This window comes from Blautia sp. OF09-25XD, assembly GCF_003482095.1.
Lineage (GTDB): Bacteria > Bacillota > Clostridia > Lachnospirales > Lachnospiraceae > Fusicatenibacter > Fusicatenibacter saccharivorans.
Window position 1 is genome coordinate 81,431 of record NZ_QUMG01000001.1, and the last position, 20,145, is coordinate 101,575.

The window sequence follows — 20,145 nt, forward strand, 5'->3', positions numbered from 1 at the left end:
CAGTAAATTTCAAAAGAATTTATACGTGCCGTATCCGATTCGAGCGCATTTTCTGAGGTGTAGAGCCATACAGCTTTTTGAAGGTCCGCATAAAAATTTTGTAATTCGACAGCCCGTTTTTCTCCATCAGTACCGTGATCGTTTCGTCGGAATTCTGTAAATCTTCGTACAGGTGCATCGTGCGCACATCGTTCAGATATTCGAGAAAGGTCTGTCCGGTATACTTTTTAAAGAGCCGGCAGAAATACTCCTTCGAGAGCGCCAGGGAATCCGCGGCTGTTTCGAGGCTTAACGGTTCCGGGTAATGCACTTTCACCCAGTTCATAACGTGTGTCACGCGCTGCAGATCGCGCTGTGAACCCGTGAGGGATGCCGAAGGGATCTGGTGGGAATACGACCGGCAGAGATGGTACAGAAATTCGTACAGTCGTGAGGTAAAGAGAAGCTGGTATGAATCGGAAGGATTCTGCCGGATCTCGTTCATCTCCGAGAGCAGTGCGCGGAGCGGAGCCGGCTGTTCCGAGTAGGGAATGATCGTGTCGAAACGCATCGTATCAAAGTCCGGCAGATATTGGCGCATCTGGCTTGCGGAAATCTGCAGCAGAAGATATGTACAGGTGTTGGAGCGCGTCATATGGAGGTCGCCGGAGTTGATGATAATCAGATCGCCCTCGTTTAACCGATACTCCGTTGCCTGGACAATCGCGGAAAACTGTCCCCTGATCAGATAGAGAATTTCCACATATTCGTGCCAGTGCGCCGGAAAAACAAAAGCGGGCGCATCCTGCAGCTCAAAACGGACGTGCAGCAGATCGGTTTCGTGTATTGTTTCGTAAAAGCAGGATTCCATAAGTACCTCCAGGATGTGATAGAAATATACGTCAATTATAATCAAAAAAGATAAGAATATTGTACCAGAAATTGGGCGAAATATCAATATCAACCAGAGAAAGGACAAGAAAGGAACTAGAAGTTACACGAAAAAGGGAAGATAATGGAGACATTAGTACGAAACAAAGTTTGGGAGGAACAAAGACATGAAAGCAAAGGTAAGAACCTTTAACGGAACTACATCTCCGGAAGTAACCCAGCGTGAAACAGATCACCGCAAACTTGCCCGCGAGGCAGCAGCAGAGGGATTCGTTCTTCTGGAAAACAAAGATCATTTCCTGCCGCTGGCAAAGGGCAGCAAGGTAGGTCTTTACGGAGCAGGTGCGATCCGCACCATCAAAGGAGGCACCGGTTCCGGCGATGTCAATGAGCGTGACAGCGTTAATATTTTCCAGGGCATGAAAAATGCAGGCTACGACGTAACAAGCAGTGAATGGCTGGAGGATTACGATAAACTCTACGTACAGGCAAGACTGGACTGGAAAAATGAGATTTTCACAAAATTGAACGGAGACGACACAAAATTCTTTGATGCTTACTCTGCAACCCCGTTCTTTATGCCATCCGGAAACCCAATCGATGAAGAGAAAGCAGCAGCCGACGGTGCAGACACCGCATTCTTCGTTCTGGCACGTATCGCAGGAGAGAACAAAGACCGTTTTGATACGGAGGGTGACTACTTCATCTCCAAAGAAGAGAAAGCTATTCTGGCACAGGTTTCCAGATGCTATAAAAACGTTGTTCTTGTTATCAACACCGGCGGCCTGATGGATCTGGCATTCGTAGAAGAATTTGACAATATCCGCTCTATTTTACAGTACGTACAGGCAGGCCAGGAAGGCGGAAATGCATTTGCTGATGTTGTAAGCGGCGATGTAACCCCATCCGGAAAAATGACAGATACCTGGGCAAAAGATTACTATGATTATCCGGGTGCAGAGGTTTACAGCTACAAGAGCGGCGACCTCATGAAAGAAAAATACGAAGAGGGTATCTTCGTTGGATACCGTTACTTCGATACCTTTGAAGTACCAGTCCGTTACTCCTTCGGTTACGGTATGTCCTACACCGATTTCGAGATCAGAACCGATGACATCAAAGTAAGCGGCCGCGGTATGATGAATCCGAAAGTAAGCGTGACTGTTACCGTCACCAACACCGGCGATACTTATGCAGGAAAAGAAGTTGTACAGATCTACGCTTCCTGCCCGCAGGGCAGACTGGTGAAAGAGTTCCGCCGTCTGGCAGGCTTTGGAAAAACAAAACTGCTGGCTCCTAAGGAATCCCAGACCATGACCATCACCTTCCCGCTGTATCAGCTGACTTCCTATGAGGAGGAAAGCGCATCCTGGATTCTGGAGCCGGGCATGTATGGTATCTGGATTGGAAATGATCTGAATACATCTGTTCTCTCCGGCGCGCTGGAGCTGGACGAGAAAGCAGTCATGACAGCGTGTGAAAATATCTGCCCGATGAAAGAGGAATTGAATGAGATTGTTCCTGATGCAGAAAAAGTTCAGGCAAGAGAGGCTGTATGGCAGAAGGAAGTAAAAGAAAAGAGAATGAGCGTGATCGAGCTCAAAGCATCTGAGATTCCAACTGAGAAAGTAGATTACCAGCGGTACCGGAAGAGCTTCCTGGAAAAGCAGGAAAGATTGTGGAATCCCTTTCTGTGGATCAGCTGGCACTCCTTGCAACCGGTGATCCGGGAAGAGCACAGGGCAACGCGCTTGGCTCCGCAGGAATTTCTGTTCCGGGAGCAGCAGCGGAGACATCCCCGTGTGCTTCGGAGGAGCCGTGGAATGTAACCACCATTGCTCTGGTGGACGGACCTGCAGGTCTTCGTCTGAAGAGAGAATACCAGGTAGACAACGGAGAGATCGTAGCGAGCGATTTCCTGGCGGCACTGGAAGGCGGATTCTTCAGCAAACCGCAGGAAAAACGCGGAACAACCTATTATCAGTTCTGTACCGCAATTCCGGTTGGAACACTTCTGGCACAGAGCTGGGATGTAGAACTGATCAAGAGAGTCGGCGAGATGATCGGCCATGAGATGGAGCTGTTCAACGTAACACTGTGGCTGGCACCTGGCATGAACATCCACAGAAATCCGCTCTGCGGAAGAAACTTTGAATATTATTCCGAGGATCCGCTGCTTGCCGGTATGATGGCGGCTGCTATGACGCTCGGTGTACAGAAGGTACCGGGCTGCGGAACCACGATCAAACACTTCGCATGCAACAATCAGGAGGATAACCGTATGGGCTCCGATTCCATCCTGTCCGAGCGTGCACTGCGTGAGATCTATCTGAAAGGCTTTGAAATCGCAGTCAAAGATGCACAGCCGATGTCCATTATGACATCTTACAACCTGATCAATGGTGTGCACGCTGCAAACTGCTACGATACCTGCACGAAAGCAGCGAGAGATGAGTGGGGATTTGCAGGAGCTATCATGACCGACTGGACAACCACCAACGTACAGATCCAGGGCGAGTGTACGGCAGCGGGCTGCATGAGAGCCGGAAATGACATGGTAATGCCGGGTCTGCCGGAGGATCACGAGAACATCAAAAAAGAACTTGCAGATGGAACTCTGACGATGGCAGAACTGAAACGCTGCATCTATAACACGGTAAATATCGTACTGCAGTCCAATATGTACGAGGGCGCAGTCAGCTACCTTGATCAGTTCGATGATCTGGATACCTATCTTACCGTGAAATAGGGAATTTGCAGATAGCTGTTTTTAAAGAAGAATGAGCGGATTACGAATGAGACGCAAACATTATCTTATGGGGATATACAAAAAAGCAGGGTTTGAAATTGACAGAATTTCCGGTGCGTGAAACATTTGGGGGACCCTGAAAAGAAAAAAGAAGTGCCATTTGCAGATGGGGGTCTGCAAAGTCGGCACTTCTTTTTTTTGCGTTGCTTTTGGAATCCTTCATGTATATCATCCAGAGATCCGGAATACATTGACAGTAAGGCAGAAAATAAGGAGGCGCAAAAAGCAAATGAGAGAACGGGATGAGAATGCATATATTCGTTTTTTTGCCCTCTGGTTTGCGGCCGGTATGACCCTCGGTGTACTGCTGCTGCTTGCGGCATCCCACACGGGAATGAAGGAGGGAAATAGCGTCCGCCTCTTTCAGGCGGAGGCGTTTTTTTGGAAGAAAAATTTCCGCAAAGGCCTGCTTTTCCTATCTTCTAAAGGTACGGTTAGCACCGGCATTTGCGGGACTTCTCTTTGGATTGACGGCAATCGGTGCGTATTTTGCCACTGCTGCCGTTTGGGCATATGGTTTTCTGTGTGGCGTCTTTCTCTCGGCTGCCTATCTGCAGAACGGAATGGCAGGTCTTTTATTCTTTTTTCTGGCTCTTTTTCCGCAGATTTTCCTCTACCTTGCCGCGTTATTTCTGATGGCTGCTGCGTGCAGCCGGATGGCAGAGACGAATCACCTTGCCGGCGGCATACAGAAAAAGGAATATTTTTGCTTCGGCGTGCGCTACTTCTTTGCACTGATCCTGCTTCTGTGGGGTATTCTGCTTGAGAGTTATGTCAATCCGTGGTTTCTTGCGAAAATCCTGTAAAAACGGTCTGAAAAGGGAATTGCATTTTTGAAAAAACGTGTATATAATTAAAAGCATTGTTACCCTTTATCGGGCAGTGAGAGGGAGAAAAAAGCAAAAAGGAAAAAAGCTATGCAGGAAACGATACAGTCATTTACGGACTATCTACAGACGGAAAAGAAAGCGTCAAAAAATACAGAAGTCTCCTATCAGCGCGATCTTCGAAAGCTGGCAGTTTTTTTGAAGGAGCACGGAATAGAAAAACCGGAGCAGATGAATGCAACGGTTTTAAATTCTTATTTATTATATCTGGAGCGGGAACACTTCTCCCCGGCAACGATCTCGCGCAGCATTGCGGCGATTCATATGTTTTGCCAATATGCATGTCAGGAGGGAAAAATGGTATCTGACCCGTCGAAAGCGTTGCAGCCACCGAGGGTTGAGCGGAAAATGCCGGAGATCCTTTCCATCGCAGAGGTCGATCTGCTGCTTTGCCAGCCCAAAACCGACACGCCAAAGGGTATCCGCGACAAAGCAATGCTGGAAATGCTGTATGCGACCGGTATCCGTGTCAGTGAGTTGATCCATTTGAAAACACAGGATGTCAATCTTATGATGGGCTATATCACCTGCCGCGATGAAAAGGAGCGGATCGTTCCGTTTGGCGGACCGGCAAAAAAGGCGTTGGAGCAGTATCTGGGCAGTGCGCGCGCAGCCCTGATGCATGGACGGGAGGATGATGTATTGTTTGTCAACTGCTCCGGAGGTCCGATGAGCCGTCAGGGATTCTGGAAAATCCTGAAATCCTATGCGAAATCCGCAGGCATTACGGCGGATATTACGCCGCATACCCTGCGCCATTCGTTTGCAACTCATCTGCTGCAAAATGGTGCGGACTTAAAGAGTGTCCAGGAGATGATGGGACACGCCGATATTTCGACGACGCAGATGTATCTCCACCTTGGTGTGAATAAGATCCGGGATGTGTACCGGAAGGCACATCCGAGAAAGTAGCAGATTGAACAAAAAAAGAAATGGAAAAAGCGTATTTGGCAAAACTTGAATGAAAAGATTTGCCAAATACGCTTAATTTTTTGAAATTATGCAGATTAGAATGTGCCAGGAAACAGCAGTTTTGATTCACAAGCTACAAAATCTGTGTTATACTGAAAAACAAGTTTTACATTTAAGTATGATATAAGCAAAGGGGTATCACAACATGAAACTGATTGTGGTAGAGGATGAAAAGGTTATCCGGAATGGCCTTTTAAGGCATGTTCCATGGCAGCGACTCGGCGTTTCGGAGGTTGAAGCAGCCGCAAACGGAGAGGAAGCACTGGTGAAAGCGGAAGCCTTCCGGCCGGATATTGTTCTCTCGGATATTCGTATGCCGGGCATGAGCGGTGTGGATTTGTGCCGGAAATTGAGGGAAAAATTCCCGGAGATTGAGATCATCTTTTCAACAGGCTATGCAGATAAGGAATATTTAAAAGCGGCAATCGATCTGCATGCGGTCGGATACGTGGAAAAACCGGTTAACGTGAAGCTGCTCTCGGAAAACGTCGAGGAAGCAGTGCAACGCGTGAAGGGGCGCAGAAAAAGTGAGAGCGCGAAACTTCGGAACTACCTTTTAGAGGTGGATACCGATGTTTCACTGGAGCAGGCGGAGGGATCCAGTTTCCGCATTGTCATGATCCATTTTGACAGTGAAGGCTGTGGAGCCGGATTTTTACCAAAATTTGAGAAAATGGCAAAAGAAGCACTGAAACCGTATCGGATTTCGATAACAATGACACTGCTTGACCCGTTCTATCTGATTCTGCTTCTTGGAAGTGAAAAAGAAAAGCGATGGAAAGAAATGGAACCGGTTTTGGTTGATGCATTGAAAAGCTGTACGCAGGATGGTTCGATTTCGGGATGCTTTTTATCCTATGGAAGAAGAGGCGGCTGCCAGAAAGACATTTTGTTGTCTTACCGTCAGGCAAAGGAAGCGGGAAAGGCTCTTTCCTGGCTTGGATGGGGGAAAAGCGTCTGCTACGACGATGTTCCGCCAGAGAAGCCGTGGATAGATGATGCCAAGAAACAGCGGGATAAATTTTATCAACTGATTATGGACAACGATGAAAAAGGTGCCTGCCTTTTTCAGAAAACGCTGTATGAAAAACTGGTCAGCCATCATCTGTGCATGAATTTTGATATACGTTACAATTATTGTGTAATGCGTGATATACTGGAAAAAGCAGCGGAATATCGATATCCCGGTACGATGGAAAAGCCTTGGAAGCAGGGAGGAACCGATTTCTTTATGCAGGCAGAAACGTTTGCGGAGATGAAAGAGGAAATGATACGCAGAATTGGGCAGCTCTTTGAAAAGCAGAATGGGAAAACGAATACGCATAAAACGGAGAACAGTTATCATGTGAGCCGTATCACAGAATATATCCAGGAACATTATGCAGATCAGGATCTTTCCATCAGAACACTCGCTGAGCTTGTTTATCTGACACCGACGTATCTTTCTACTGTATTTAAAAAACAAACGGGACTTACGATTGGACAGTATCTGCTGGAAGTGCGTGTAGAGAATGCGAAACAGAAAATGCGTGATCCGCAGCTAAAATTCTATCAGGTATCTGAAATGGTGGGTTATGAGGATGCCAATTATTTTGCGAAAATATTTAAAAAGAAAACGGGGGTTACCCCGACAGAGTATAAGGAGAGTCTGCAGATGCGATGAAACATCCATTACAGAAAATGTCAATGCATAAGAGAATGATGCTGTATTTTGCCGTTCCGCTGATTCTGATGCAGATTTTGCTCTGTTCTTTGTGCTATCCGCAGGTGGTGCGCCGTTATCGTGAAAAAACGGATTACTCGATGGAACAGTCGGTAAGCCAAGCGATTTCTTTTACGGAGAGTTATCTGCGGAATATGACGTATCTGGCGAATATGGTGGAGGACAATGGGGTAATTCAGAATACACTGTCAGCGGATGGCTTTGGAGAAGAAAGACCATACATGGAGCAGTGGCTGGAATACTATGAGCTGAATAAAGAATTTAATTCCTACGAGATTTCGAACTCGATCTATCGTTTCTGCCTGTACGTGCCGGATGAGGTGATGTATGCGGGAAATCAATATTATTTCGATGGAGTATCAAGGCTTAAGGAACGCAGCGATTACGTTGATCTGCGGTATGCTCTGAACACGGGAGAAGATTACGTTGCAATCAGTCGTGAGAGAGACGGTGTGGATCAGCAGGATACCTCGCAGATGGTTACCCTGTATCACCGGATTGCATCCAAAAAAGAAAAAGAAGAGGAACTTGGTATCTGCAGCATCAGTGTTTCTGCGAAATATTTCCAGGATATTATGAAAAATGCCAATATCACATCAGAAGGTCTTGTTTATCTGATGAGTGAAAACGGCAGGATGATTACCAGCTCTAACAGCAGTATTCTTCAAAAAATGCAGAAAAAAGGAATACTTTTAAACTATGGCGCGGAGCTTTTTATGGAAAAAAAGAAGGAGGGACAGAAGGAATATTACATTACCCGGCAAAATGTGGACGGTGCATCCTGGCAGATGATCTTGATAATTCCCGAAAGTGAATATGAGGATCAGTACAGGTTTTTGTGGCTCTCAGCGGCTCTGATGCTTGGAAGTATGATTGCCGTTATTGTATTGATGTCATATCTTCTTTCCGGTTACTACGTTGGAAGACTGAAAAAGCTGAATGCGGAAATGACGGGTCTGGAAAGCGGAAATCTGAACGCAAATCTGCCAATCACAACCGAGGAAGATGAAATTGAGGAAATTTATCACAATTTTAACGGTATGGTGCAGGAAGTCCAGCGGCTGATGCAGGAGCATTATCAACTTGGTAAGGAAGTTAAAATGGCAGAGGTACGGGCACTGCAGGCGCAGATCAACCCACATTTTCTCTACAATACGCTGGATCTGATTAACTGGATTTCCATGGACTACGGTGCAGAGGAGATCGGAACGCTGACGTGGAATCTGGCCCGGTTCTATCGGTTGAGTCTGAATCATGGAAAGAGCCTGATTTCCATCGGGGAAGAAGTCGAGCATGTTGAGGTTTATGTCAATATCGAAAATTATCACTTTGATAACGCCATTTCTCTCGAGGTAGATGTGCCGGAAGAACTGAAGAGCTATGCATGTCTCAATATTATTCTTCAGCCATTTGTGGAAAATGCGATCGTCCATGGGATTGCGGAGAAACCGGATATTGAAAGTTGTGAAATCAGGATCCGTGCGAGAAGAGAGGAACAGGATATTATTTTTTCGGTTCAGGACGATGGTCCCGGAGTTGATGTGGAGCAGATGCAGAAAGAGACACAGCAGGACATCCGGACAGCACAGCATGGCTATGGTGTGCGGAACATCAACTTTCGCCTGAAGCTCTGCTTCGGTGAAAAGTATGGTGTTACGTATCTGGAAAGTGAAAAAGGAACGCATGTTGAGATCAAAATTCCGGTTATGACAATAGCAGAAGCGGAAGAGAAGATCTGAAAAGAAAGAGAGAGGAAAACCTCTCTTTCTTTTTGCATAAAAATTGTGAAAATGAGCAGAGAGATGTGGAAAGTACGCTGTGCAAATTGACAAGAAACGGGAAGAAAAACAAGATTTTTCCTGTGCGAGATCACAAAAAGCATAAGAAATTACTAGAAATCGAAGTTTTGTTGGGTACAAAATAGATAAATTCTTCGGTATAATAGGGTCATCAGTTGAGAACAAGCCCAAGACAAAGCGATGCGTGGAGGGTCTTGGGAGCACTCTTGTACAGGCCGGCAGTTACATACAGTGCAGGAACGATGAAAAAGAAAGGAAGTTAACAAATGGGAAAGCATGTGAAAAGTTTTGTAGCAGAAGTAAAGAAAAACAGAGCCCTTTTTGTTATGGCGATGCCTGCATTTTTGCTGGTATTGATTATGCAGTACCTTCCGATGTCCGGACTGGTGCTTGCATTTAAGAACTATCGATATGACCTTGGCGTATTCGGAAGTGAGTGGAATGGATTTGCAAACTTCGAATACCTGTTCTCATCCGGAACCGGATGGCTGATTACGAGAAACACAGTTGTGTACAACCTGTTAAACCTGGTTACTTCACAGCTTCTTGCGGTATTGATCGCAATTTTTATTTCTGAGATCAACAAAAAAAATCTTTAAAAAAGTGACACAGTCAATCATTTTCTTACCGTACTTCATCTCCTGGGTTATCGTTGGAGTTTTTGTTTACAATATCTTCAACTATGAAACCGGTATCCTGAACAGTATCGTAACCTTCTTTGGAGGGGAGAAGATCAATATGTACGATGCATCCAAAGCCGGTATATGGCCATGGATCATCTGTCTGTTCAATTCATGGAAATGGTGTGGATATAACTCCGTTATTTACATCGCAGCAATTACCGGTGTCGATGCTGAGATTCACGAAGCAGCTTCCATCGACGGTGCAAATATTTTTGAGAGAATCCGTTTCATCACTCTTCCGAGCATTCTTCCGACCATTATCACTATGCTTCTTCTGCAGGTTGGCCGAATCCTCCGTGGTGATTTCGAGATGTTCTATCAGATCGTTGGAAACAACGGACAGCTCTTCAACAAGACCGACGTTATTGATACCTATGTATTCCGTTCCCTGATTCAGAACTCCAACCTCGGTATGACAGCGGCAGCATCTTTCTATCAGTCCGTCATCTGCTTTGCGACTATTCTGATCGTAAACGCAATCGTAAAACATGTAGAAGAAGATCTTGCACTGTTCTAAGACAGAAAAAAGGAGGAATTAGTTATGCAAGCTGTTGCAAAATCACAGAAAATCAAGAAAAGTACTTCTACAAAAGTATTTTATGTCATCTGTTACACCTTTGTTGCGCTGATGGCTCTGGTATGTTTGCTGCCATTTATTATGGTGGTTTCCGGTTCGTTTTCATCTGAGCAGGCGATTCGGTTTCAGGGTTATGGAATTCTCCCAAGAGAATTTACCACAGCCGCTTACGCACTGATCTTCAAGAGCCCGATGACCGTTGTCCGTGCTTACGGGGTATCTATTTTTATCACCCTCGCCGGAACTGCAGTAGGACTTCTGCTTACTACAATGACCGCTTACGTGATCAGCCGTAAAGATTTCAAGTACAGAAATGCTCTGTCATTCTTCTTCTACTTTACGACCCTGTTTAACGGCGGTATGGTTTGCTCCTATATTTTCTACATCCAGTATCTGCACTTAAAAGACAGCTACCTTGCCCTGATCTTACCGGGTGTGTTCAATGTATTCTACCTGCTGATCATGAGAACCTTCGTATCCGCAATTCCGACCGCACTGATCGAATCTGCAAAGATTGACGGCGCAGGCGAGTTTAAAACATTTTTCAGCATCATCCTTCCACTTCTGAAATCCGGAATGGCAACCATCGGTCTGTTCCTTGCGCTTGGTTACTGGAATGACTGGTACAATGCAATGCTGTATATGAATACAGAAACAAAATATCCGCTGCAGTACATGCTGTATGCCCTGATGCAGAAAACGCAGGCAATGTCCCAGATGGCAAGCTCTGCAAACATTCCGCTGCAGGATATGCCATCCAACTCCCTGAAGCTGGCCATGGCAGTTGTGGCAACCGGCCCGATCATTCTGGTTTACCCGTTTATACAGAAATATTTTGTAAAAGGTGTTACAATCGGTTCCGTCAAAGGCTGATGGAACGATTAGATAAAGGCAACGAAAAAGGAGGAAAAAGAAATGCAAAACAAAAAATTAAGAAAAGCACTTGCTGTATCCATGGCAATCGCCATGACCGGAGGCTTGCTTGCAGGCTGCGGAAGCAACAATTCCAGCTCTTCCAATGGTGGAGCTGCAAAGAGCGGATCTACATCATCCGCAAGCGGTGAGCTTGACACATCCGAGTTTGTGGAGCTTTCCATGTATGTCATCAGTGACCGTCCGGCAGGACAGGATGCAATCGACGAGAATCTGAACAAACTCTTAAAAGAGAAACTGAACTGCTCTTTGAAAATCAACTGGATCGGCTGGGCGGAGTACGCAAACAAATATCCGCTGCTGTTCTCTTCGGGAGAAGAGTTTGATATGGCATACAGTGCATCCTGGCTGAACTTTGCATCTCTGGCGCAGAAGGGTGCCTTCAAGAGCCTTGATGAGCTCTGGCCAACCTACGCACCGAAGAACTTTGCAGCACAGTCTGAGGAAGCAAAACAGCAGGCAACAGTAAATGGAAGCTATTATTGTGTTCCTTCCCTGCTGTCTACTTACAATGCATATGGTCCTATCTATCGTGGTGACCTGGTAGAGGGAACCGAATGGGACGGAAAGATGGAGACCTTTGAAGATATTGAAGAGTACTGCGATATCATCAAAGAAACGCATCCGGAAATGGAGTGCATCGATCTATACTCTACAGCACCGGAAATCTTCTTCATGTATATGGAAAATCAGGGACTGGCAACCTTCAACGGAATCCGTTATCTGTGGTATGATCCAAATGCAGAAAATCCAACTGTTATGACTTCCTATGAGCTGGAGAAAACACCGGAATTCCTGGAAATGATGGCAAGATGGAATGAGAAAGGATTTTATTCAAAATCTGCTCTGTCAGACACGGACAGCACGAAATTTCAGAATGGTAAAGCAGCTCTGAAGATCCATAACATTGATTCCTATGTGGGACAGGCAATTCTTCATCCGGAATACGATATTCACTATTCTAACATGGTAAAAGATGTTGCACATCTTCCATATACGCAGGACTGTATGGTAATCTCCAATACTTCCAAGAATCCGGAGAGAGCAATGGCACTGTGGGATCTGATCACCAATGATCAGGAAGTATACGATGCGTTCTACTACGGTGTTGAAGGAACTTCTTATGAGCTGAACGATGAGGGACAGTTCAAGGTTCTGGATACGGACAACTATGGAACGAGCGCAATGTGGTCTGCAAGAAGTGATGCTCTGAACCGTCAGCAGATCGGTACTCCGGATGATTACAAGACCAACATTGATGAGTTTGAGTCCCGCATCGTTTCCGGACAGGGAAATGAGAAATTCACAGGATTTGTACTGGATACCTCTTCCTTCGAGACCCAGCTTGCTGCATGCAACAATGTACAGCAGCAGTACTGGTGGCCGCTTGAGCTCGGATACACAGATGCAGAATCTGGTCTGGCTGATTACCAGTCCCAGATGGAAGCAGCAGGAATCGAGACCATGAAAGAGGCAGCTCAGAAACAGCTTGACGCTTACGTAGCAAGCCTGAAATAAAACGAATTTCCGAAAGGGAAACGCAAAGACTATATAACTTCTGCCGCAGGCAGAACAAACGGATAAAAAGCAGGTACTGGAGCAGAACATATCGTGGGGGTATGCGTGCGGTGCCTGCTTTTTCCGAAAACAGCCATCATGTATGGGAGGGAACAAAACTATGATAAAAGAACCAATGGTAATGGAAATTGCGAAAAACACCTACGCCATCAACGAATTCGGTCTGTCCGCGTGTTATTTTCTGGTCGGAGAGGAGCGTGCGCTTTTGATTGACACCGCATGCGCCTTTCTGATCTGAAAGGCATCGCGGCAAGCTTGACGGACAAGCCGTACGACGTTGTCCTGACGCACGGCCATCTCGATCATGTCGGCGGAATCGGTGCGTTTACGGATGTCTATCTTGGCGAGGCAGATTTTGCTATGACACGGAACCTGAACGCAGAACAGCTGCGCGGCTTTGCTGATGAAATTGGAAGAAACGGCGGCTATCAGGCATATGAGTATGATCTCAACAAAATTCAGCCGTTCGAAATGCCGACATTCCATGCCCTGCACGAGGGCGATGTTTTCGAACTGGGAAACCGCCGCGTCGAGTGCATCGAGGTGGCCGGCCACACGCCGGGCGGCATCTGTTTTCTTGATGAAGCGACGAAAATCCTGTTCTCCGGCGATGCCTGCAACCAGAATCTTCTTGTCCTCGGCTGCAGCGTGAGAAAAACGCTGGAAGGGCTGTATCACCTGAAAACATACGAAACCCGCTATGAGAGATCCTACAGCGGGCACATCGGTTTCGGCGGCATGCAGGGCTATTTCAGCCAGCCAGAGACGATTCTCGATGACTGCATCAAAACCGCCGAGCAGATTCTGTCCGGCGAAGCAGAAGGAAAAACCGCACCGCGGGAAGGCATGCTCTATGCCGAACACGGAACCGCAAGACTCAGTTATTACCCGGACTGCTTGGAAAAGGATCCAGAGCGATAAAATGATCTGCAAAAAGCAGAGAAAAGGAGAAGAAAACTTATGGCAAAAGTAACATTACACGCAACCATCTTTGGGGAAGACGGCATCAAAACAAGAGACTATGAAACTGCACTGATCCCGGACGCGAAAAATCAGGAAATGCAGGTCATCAACCTGTACCCGGACAAGACGTATCAGAAAATTGAGGGATTTGGCGCCGCACTCACCGAGTCCGCAGGCTATGCACTGTCCCGCATGAGTGAGGAAAACCGTAAGAAAGTAGTAGAAGCGTATTATGGAAAAGACGGCATTGGCTATACGATCGGCCGGATTCACATGGACAGCTGTGACTTCTCCATCGGCAATTACTGCGCAGTCGAAAACCCGGACGATCCGGAATTCAGGGATTTTAGCCTGGAAAGAGATGCAAAATACGTGCAGCCGCTCGTAAAAGCTGTTTCCAAAACACTTGGAAAACCAGTCTCCCTGCTGCTTTCCCCATGGTCCCCGCCAGCTTTCCTGAAAGAGACCGGCGTAAGAAACGGCGGTGGGCATCTGAAAAAAGAGAGCTATCCGGATTACGCAAATTATATTGCAAAATACATCACGGAGTACGAAAAACTCGGCCTGCCGATTTCCTGGATGACGGTACAGAATGAGCCGCTGGCTGTTCAGACCTGGGATTCCTGCGAATATACGGCAGAAGAGGAAAAAGAATTCCTGCGTGACTATCTGTACCCGACCTTAAAAGAAAAAGGCCTTGATCACGTAAAACTGTACATCTGGGACCACAACAAGGAGAGAACGTACGAGAGAACCCGCGACATTGTGGATGAGACAACAAAAGATATGATTGCCGGTGTCGCATACCACTGGTATTCAGGCGATCATTTTGAAACACTCTCAATGGTAAGAGAAGATTACCCGGATCTGATGCTGATGCACAGTGAGGGCTGCGTAGAGCTGGCACGGTACGGTGCGGCTGCCGGAAACTCTCTGCGCCATGCGAAACAGTATGCGCACGACATCATCGGCGATCTGAACCATGGCATGAATTACTGGATTGACTGGAACCTCGTGCTTGATGAGATCGGCGGCCCGAACCACGTGGACAACTTCTGCGGCGCACCGATCATTTGCGACGGAACGACCGACACAATCGAAGTAAAACCGATGTTCCACGCGATCGCCCACTTCTCAAAATATATCAAACCGGGCGCCGTCCGCATCGCGAGCTCCACGTATTCGCCGGAGCTTGAGGTTACAGCAGCGAAAAACCCGGATGGAACGATTGCACTCGTTGTATTAAATACGTCAGAAGAGACGAAAGTAGTCAATCTCCGCATGAACGGAACCACAACCCGCCTGACCTTCTGGGGCAATAGCATTGCAACGGTATTGATTTAACAACCTTATTATAACAAAAGAAAGAAACCTCTGCGCAGACCGGCAAAATCTGCGACAGAGGTTTCTTTCATATGTGTTTTTGTAACGAAGGAGAAAATTTAGCACTCCTCAGCAATATCGTAAATCAGTCGTTCGGTCTGATCCCAGCCAAGGCACGGGTCGGTGATGGATTTACCATAGACGTGATTTCCACATCCGATCTTCTGGTTGCCAGGCTCCAGATAGCTCTCGATCATAACACCTTTTACGAGACTTTCGATATCCTTGTTGCATCGTCTTGTGTGCAGAACGTCTTTGACGATACGGATCTGCTGCTCGTATTTCTTTCCTGAGTTGGAATGGTTGGCATCGATGATGGTAGCCGGGTTTACGAGATGTGTTTCGTTGTATTTCTCCAGCAGAAGCTGAATGTCCTCGTAGTGATAGTTCGGCACGGAGTTGCCGTGCTTGTTGGTCGCACCGCGGAGAATGGTGTGCGCCAGCGGATTTCCGCTTGTCTTTACCTCCCAGGTACGGTAAATAAAGGAGTGGGAGCCCTGTGCGGCAATGACGGAGTTGATCATAACAGAAAGATCACCGCTGGTCGGGTTTTTCATGCCGGCCGGAATGTCGATGCCGGAAACAGTCAGACGGTGCTCCTGGTTTTCTACGGAACGTGCGCCGACCGCAACATAGGAGAGAATATCGGACAGATAACTCCAGTTGGACGGATACAGCATTTCGTCTGCAGAAGTCAGATCAGTCTCTTCTACTACACGCATATGCATTTTACGCATGGCAATCAGGCCGTGCAGCAGGTCCGGCTTTCCTTCCGGGTCCGGCTGATGAACGATACCTTTGTAGCCTTCACCTGTGGTACGCGGTTTGTTGGTATAGACACGCGGGATGATGATCAGTTTGTCGGATACTTTGTCGGCAACCTTTGCCAGACGGTGATTGTACTCCAGAACAGCGTCTTCGTTGTCTGCGGAGCAAGGTCCTACGATAACAAGAAATTTATCGGAATCCCCGGTAAAGACTTTTGCGATTTCAGCGTCACGCTGTTTTTTGATTTCGGTTGCGCGGGCGCTTAAGGGATATTGTTCCCGGATCTCTGTTGGGGTGGGAAGTTTTCTTACAAATTCAAGGCTCATTTTCGTTCTCCTTTATCTTAGATGCACTTCTTTTCTAGCTGCGGACAGAGGAGCGTTCTTGTGTGCCCCGTCGCAAACTATCTATAAATTATAATACATAACGCGAAGATTGTCGATATTTTTTCGGCGAAAATTCTGTTTCTCTTAAAAAAGATAGAAAAAAGGTATCAATGAACAGCAAATCCGTTTGCAGATTCCCGATGCAGGAACAAAAGTGCCATTGTCATAATGGTAAGTTCACTTGCAAGAATACCATAGAGATAGCCACGGATGCCTAAAACCGGGACGAGAAAAAGAATTGCAAGAATACGAATTACATCTCCGGCAAGGTTCTGGAAAAAAACGAGAGAAGTTTTTCCAAGGCCGTTTAAAATGCTTCCAAGTATCGTTTCCAGATAGAGAAAAGGACTTAAAAATGAAAGGATACGCAGAAAAACGCCGACTTCTTCGTTTTGAAAAAGGAAACGTCCAAGCCACGGACCGAAAAAGAAAAAGGCAAAAACAGCGGAAGTGCCAAGCAGCACACAGAAAGAAATTGTATAACGGATCGTGTCTGATATTTGCTCCGGCGTACCGTCGGCCTGCTGTTTTGCTACGCCGGGCAGAAGCATGACGGACACCGCGTGGGTGATGGCAGATGGAAAAAAGATCATCGGAAGTGCCATACCGGTGAGAATGCCATACTGCGAGAGCGCTGCTTTCCGGGAAAGACCGAAAGTGACCAGACAGCCGGGGAGCAGAGCACTTTCAATGCTGTGGAGGACATTCAGAAGAATACGGTTCAGCGTAAGCGGAAGATTCAAAACGGCAAGCTCTCGGAAGGTATCGTACCAGAGGGTCTTTTCTTTGAAAAAAACAGAAATCGGGCGGTGTTTCTGAGGGGACCTGCTGTGCGAGACGGACAGGCAGGCCATCAGAAAGAGACACGAAAAGAGTTCGCCGGCGGCAGTACCGAATGCAGCGACAGCGGCAGAGGGGAGGCTTGTGGAAAGACAGAAAAGCCAGGCAAGGTAGGAAGCGCCCATGCGCACGAACTGTTCCAAAAGCTGGCAAAAAGAAGGCAGTGCCGTCTGATTCTGGCCAAGATACCATGCCGAGAGACAGTTGTGGATCCCGGAGGGGAGAATGCCGAGTGATAAAATCCGGAGGAGCAGAATCGTCCGCGGCTCAAAAAGAAGCCGTGTTCCGATAAAATCCGCGCTGAAAAAGAGAAAGATGGAGGCGGAGAAGGAAAGTATCACTACAATGCCGCATCCGGCCGCCAGACAGATCTTTGCCCGTCTGGAATCCTTTTTGGCAAGGTACGATGCGACAAAGCGCGAGAGCACCGTCTGCATGCCGCCTGCGCCAAGGGAGAGCATCAGTGCGTAGAGTGGTGTGGCGAGCTGGTAGATACCAAAGGCTTCCGCACCGATCCGGCGCGACAGGAATATTCTATAGAGAAATCCAAGAATTCTGCAGATGATCCCGGACGCGGTCAGGATCAGTGTGCCAAGAAGAAGCGTGTTCTTTCTTGTGATTTTCAGCATGGGATAGACTCCTTTCACGGCATTGCGCAGATAGTCTAAAATATGCGAAAAAACTCCTTGACAGAACCCCGTGATAGGTGCTATTCTGAGTGAGAAATAAATCCGATTAAAACTGTCGGAATTGGAAAACGACAGCACAGGAAAAAGGAGAACCAGGAATGAAATTATCGACCAAAGGAAGATATGGTCTGCGTGCCATGATCGATCTGGCGAGTCACGAAGAAGAGGGTGCAGTGTCCATTGCCAGCATTTCAGAACGCCAGAATATCTCAGAGAGCTATCTGGAGCAGCTGGTGCGTCCGCTTCGAAAAGCCGGATTCATTGAGAGTGTGCGGGGAGCAGGCGGTGGATATGTACTTGCAAAACCGGCAGATTCCATTTCGGTAGGAGATGTTCTCCGTGTGCTGGAGGGCGGACTCGAGGCAGTCACGTGCTCGGTCAATGAAGGCCTAGGCGGCTGCGATGCGGCCGATTTCTGCGTCACGCGTTTTGTGTGGCAGAGGATCAATGAGGGAATTACGAACGCTGTGGATTCCATCAGCCTCGGAGAGCTGGTTCAGCAGAGCCGGCAATTAGAGAAAAACAGAAACAGCGATAGAAATGACAAGGAGTGAACAACAATGATTTATCTGGACAATGCGGCAACAACAAAAACAGCCCCGGAAGTTGTCGAGGCTATGCTTCCTTATTTCAGCGAATACTACGGAAATCCATCCAGTATTTATGCAATTGCAGGAAAAAGCAAAGAAGCCATCACCAAAGGAAGAGAGCAGATCGCAAACGTGCTCGGCGCAAAACCGGAGGAAATTTATTTCACAGCCGGCGGCAGCGAGTCCGATAACTGGGCGTTAAAAGCTACCTTTGAAGCATATAAAAATAAAGGAAACCACATCATCACCACAAAAATCGAGCATCATGCGATTCTTCATACCTGTGAGTATCTGGAAAAAGAGCGCGGTGCGAAAATCACCTATATCGCGTCGATGAGAACGGCGTTGTCAATCTGGATGAACTCGAAGCAGCCATCACACCTGAGACCATTCTGATTTCCGTTATGGCGGCAAACAACGAAATCGGAACGATTCAGCCGATCAAGGAAATCGGAAGAATTGCAAAAGAACACAATATTTTATTCCACACAGATGCCGTACAGGCATTTGGCCAGATCCCGATCAATGTGGATGAGTGCAATATTGATATGCTCAGTTCCAGCGGTCATAAGATTAACGGACCGAAAGGAATCGGCTTCCTTTACATCCGAAAGGGTGTGAAAATCCGCTCCTTCGTACACGGCGGTGCGCAGGAAAGAAAACGCCGTGCCGGGACAGAAAATGTACCGGGCATCGTAGGATATGGAGTTGCGGCAGAGCGTGCGGCAAGAACTATGGCGGAGCGTACCGCAAAAGAAATCGAAGTACGTGATTATCTGATCAACCGCATATTAACCGAGATTCCGAACTGCCGTCTGAACGGCGATCCGGTAAAACGTCTGCCGAACAACTGCAACATCAGCTTTGAATTCATCGAGGGAGAGTCCCTTCTGATCATGCTGGATATGAAAGGTATCTGCGCATCCAGCGGTTCTGCATGTACTTCCGGATCCCTGGATCCGTCCCATGTACTGCTGGCCATCGGACTGCCGCACGAGAAAGCACACGGTTCCTTACGTCTGACTTTAAGTGAGGAGATCACAAAAGAGGACGTTGATTTCGTTGTAGAGCAGATTAAAGCGATCGTAGACCGTCTGCGCAGCATGTCCCCGCTGTATGAGGATTACATCAAAAAACAGCAGGGTAAATAAGTTTAAAAAAATAAGACAGTCCATCCAGAAAGCCGGTACAGAAAAATTCAGGTAAAAGCTGTGCCGGAGGAGGACTGCTTTGAAATAGTTCAGGAGGAAGAATAACAATGTACAGTGAAAAAGTAATGGATCATTTCCAGCATCCGAGAAATGTAGGAGAAATTGAGAACGCAAGCGGTGTAGGTACCGTTGGAAATGCAAAATGCGGCGATATCATGAGAATGTATCTTGACATCGACGATAACGGCATCATTCAGGACTGCAAATTCAAAACCTTCGGCTGCGGCGCCGCAGTTGCAACCAGCAGTATGGCAACCGAGCTGGTAAAAGGAAAAACCATCCAGGAAGCTCTGGAAGTAACCAACAAAGCCGTTATGGAAGCACTCGACGGACTTCCGCCGGTCAAAGTTCACTGTTCTCTGCTTGCAGAAGAAGCAATTCACGCTGCACTCTGGGATTACGCAGAGAAACACCACATCAAGATCGAGGTCTTGCAAAACCGAAGTCTGATATCAGCGAGGGCGAGGAAGAGGAAGAATACTAA

General features: G+C 47.1%; 17 protein-coding genes and 2 pseudogenes. 16 read left to right on the top strand and 3 right to left on the bottom strand.

What is annotated here, in order from left to right:
- Positions 1-19: 19 nt before the first annotated feature.
- Entirely contained in the window at positions 20-850 is an 831-nt protein-coding gene (locus DXA93_RS00450) for a helix-turn-helix transcriptional regulator (protein WP_117760398.1), read from the bottom strand.
- A 187-nt stretch (positions 851-1,037) separates the two neighbouring features.
- Here DXA93_RS00450 and DXA93_RS18115 point away from each other — a divergent pair, with 187 nt between their 5' ends.
- The 13 genes from DXA93_RS18115 (at position 1,038) to DXA93_RS00505 (ending at position 15,138) form a co-directional block, all read left to right on the top strand.
- Positions 1,038-2,699, top strand: coding sequence for a glycoside hydrolase family 3 C-terminal domain-containing protein (locus DXA93_RS18115; RefSeq protein WP_243109114.1), 1,662 nt, complete (start codon positions 1,038-1,040; stop codon positions 2,697-2,699).
- A gap of 14 nt (positions 2,700-2,713) precedes the next feature.
- The gene (locus DXA93_RS18120) at positions 2,714-3,619 is read left to right on the top strand and encodes a glycoside hydrolase family 3 protein (protein ID WP_243109126.1); all 906 of its coding nucleotides are present in this window, start codon (positions 2,714-2,716) and stop codon (positions 3,617-3,619) included.
- A 452-nt stretch (positions 3,620-4,071) separates the two neighbouring features.
- Complete coding sequence (locus DXA93_RS00465) at positions 4,072-4,485, top strand: stage II sporulation protein M (protein ID WP_243109129.1); 414 nt, start codon at positions 4,072-4,074, stop codon at positions 4,483-4,485.
- A gap of 111 nt (positions 4,486-4,596) precedes the next feature.
- Positions 4,597-5,478: a site-specific tyrosine recombinase XerD gene (xerD, locus tag DXA93_RS00470; RefSeq protein ID WP_118659120.1), complete on the top strand. Its 882-nt coding sequence runs from the start codon at positions 4,597-4,599 to the stop codon at positions 5,476-5,478.
- 205 nt (positions 5,479-5,683) lie between these two features.
- Positions 5,684-7,201 (top strand): response regulator transcription factor, encoded by a 1,518-nt coding sequence (locus DXA93_RS00475; RefSeq protein WP_119207617.1) that lies wholly within the window; start codon positions 5,684-5,686, stop codon positions 7,199-7,201.
- Positions 7,198-9,000 carry a sensor histidine kinase gene (locus DXA93_RS00480; RefSeq protein ID WP_119207618.1) on the top strand — a complete coding sequence of 601 codons (1,803 nt, stop codon included), beginning with the start codon at positions 7,198-7,200 and terminating at the stop codon, positions 8,998-9,000. The genes DXA93_RS00475 and DXA93_RS00480 overlap by 4 nt, the downstream gene beginning before the upstream one ends.
- Before the next feature lie 326 nt (positions 9,001-9,326).
- Positions 9,327-9,659, top strand: a complete 333-nt coding sequence (locus DXA93_RS19085; protein WP_330427198.1) for a hypothetical protein — start codon at positions 9,327-9,329, stop codon at positions 9,657-9,659.
- 4 nt (positions 9,660-9,663) lie between these two features.
- Positions 9,664-10,260 carry an ABC transporter permease subunit gene (locus tag DXA93_RS19090; RefSeq protein WP_330427004.1) on the top strand — a complete coding sequence of 199 codons (597 nt, stop codon included), beginning with the start codon at positions 9,664-9,666 and terminating at the stop codon, positions 10,258-10,260.
- A gap of 24 nt (positions 10,261-10,284) precedes the next feature.
- Entirely contained in the window at positions 10,285-11,193 is a 909-nt protein-coding gene (locus DXA93_RS00490; RefSeq protein WP_117509097.1) for a carbohydrate ABC transporter permease, read from the top strand.
- Between the two features lie 42 nt (positions 11,194-11,235).
- On the top strand, positions 11,236-12,771 hold the full coding sequence (locus DXA93_RS00495; RefSeq protein ID WP_118659122.1) for an ABC transporter substrate-binding protein: 1,536 nt from the start codon (positions 11,236-11,238) through the stop codon (positions 12,769-12,771).
- A gap of 160 nt (positions 12,772-12,931) precedes the next feature.
- Positions 12,932-13,069: a hypothetical protein gene (locus tag DXA93_RS17675; RefSeq protein ID WP_158576341.1), complete on the top strand. Its 138-nt coding sequence runs from the start codon at positions 12,932-12,934 to the stop codon at positions 13,067-13,069.
- On the top strand, positions 13,051-13,752 hold the full coding sequence (locus tag DXA93_RS00500) for an MBL fold metallo-hydrolase (protein WP_119188731.1): 702 nt from the start codon (positions 13,051-13,053) through the stop codon (positions 13,750-13,752). Before DXA93_RS17675 ends, DXA93_RS00500 begins: the two co-directional genes overlap by 19 nt.
- Positions 13,753-13,791: 39 nt before the next feature.
- Complete coding sequence (locus DXA93_RS00505) at positions 13,792-15,138, top strand: glycoside hydrolase family 30 protein (RefSeq protein ID WP_118659123.1); 1,347 nt, start codon at positions 13,792-13,794, stop codon at positions 15,136-15,138.
- Positions 15,139-15,236: 98 nt separating this feature from the next.
- Here the strand turns inward: DXA93_RS00505 and DXA93_RS00510 are convergent, their stop codons facing one another.
- Together DXA93_RS00510 and DXA93_RS00515 are read right to left on the bottom strand one after the other, a co-directional pair.
- Positions 15,237-16,271, bottom strand: a complete 1,035-nt coding sequence (locus tag DXA93_RS00510) for a 3-deoxy-7-phosphoheptulonate synthase (RefSeq protein WP_022463331.1) — start codon at positions 16,269-16,271, stop codon at positions 15,237-15,239.
- A gap of 167 nt (positions 16,272-16,438) precedes the next feature.
- A complete protein-coding gene (locus DXA93_RS00515; protein ID WP_022463330.1) occupies positions 16,439-17,800 on the bottom strand; it encodes an oligosaccharide flippase family protein in 1,362 nt (453 codons plus the stop codon).
- Positions 17,801-17,958: 158 nt separating this feature from the next.
- On the opposite strand from DXA93_RS00515, the gene DXA93_RS00520 reads away from it, so the two are divergent.
- The 3 genes and pseudogenes from DXA93_RS00520 to nifU all read left to right on the top strand — a co-directional run bounded on the left by DXA93_RS00520 (position 17,959) and on the right by nifU (position 20,145).
- Entirely contained in the window at positions 17,959-18,414 is a 456-nt protein-coding gene (locus tag DXA93_RS00520) for an RrF2 family transcriptional regulator (RefSeq protein ID WP_022463329.1), read from the top strand.
- 6 nt (positions 18,415-18,420) lie between these two features.
- A pseudogene (nifS, locus tag DXA93_RS00525) lies at positions 18,421-19,601 on the top strand (cysteine desulfurase NifS).
- A gap of 107 nt (positions 19,602-19,708) precedes the next feature.
- A pseudogene (nifU, locus tag DXA93_RS00530) lies at positions 19,709-20,145 on the top strand (Fe-S cluster assembly scaffold protein NifU).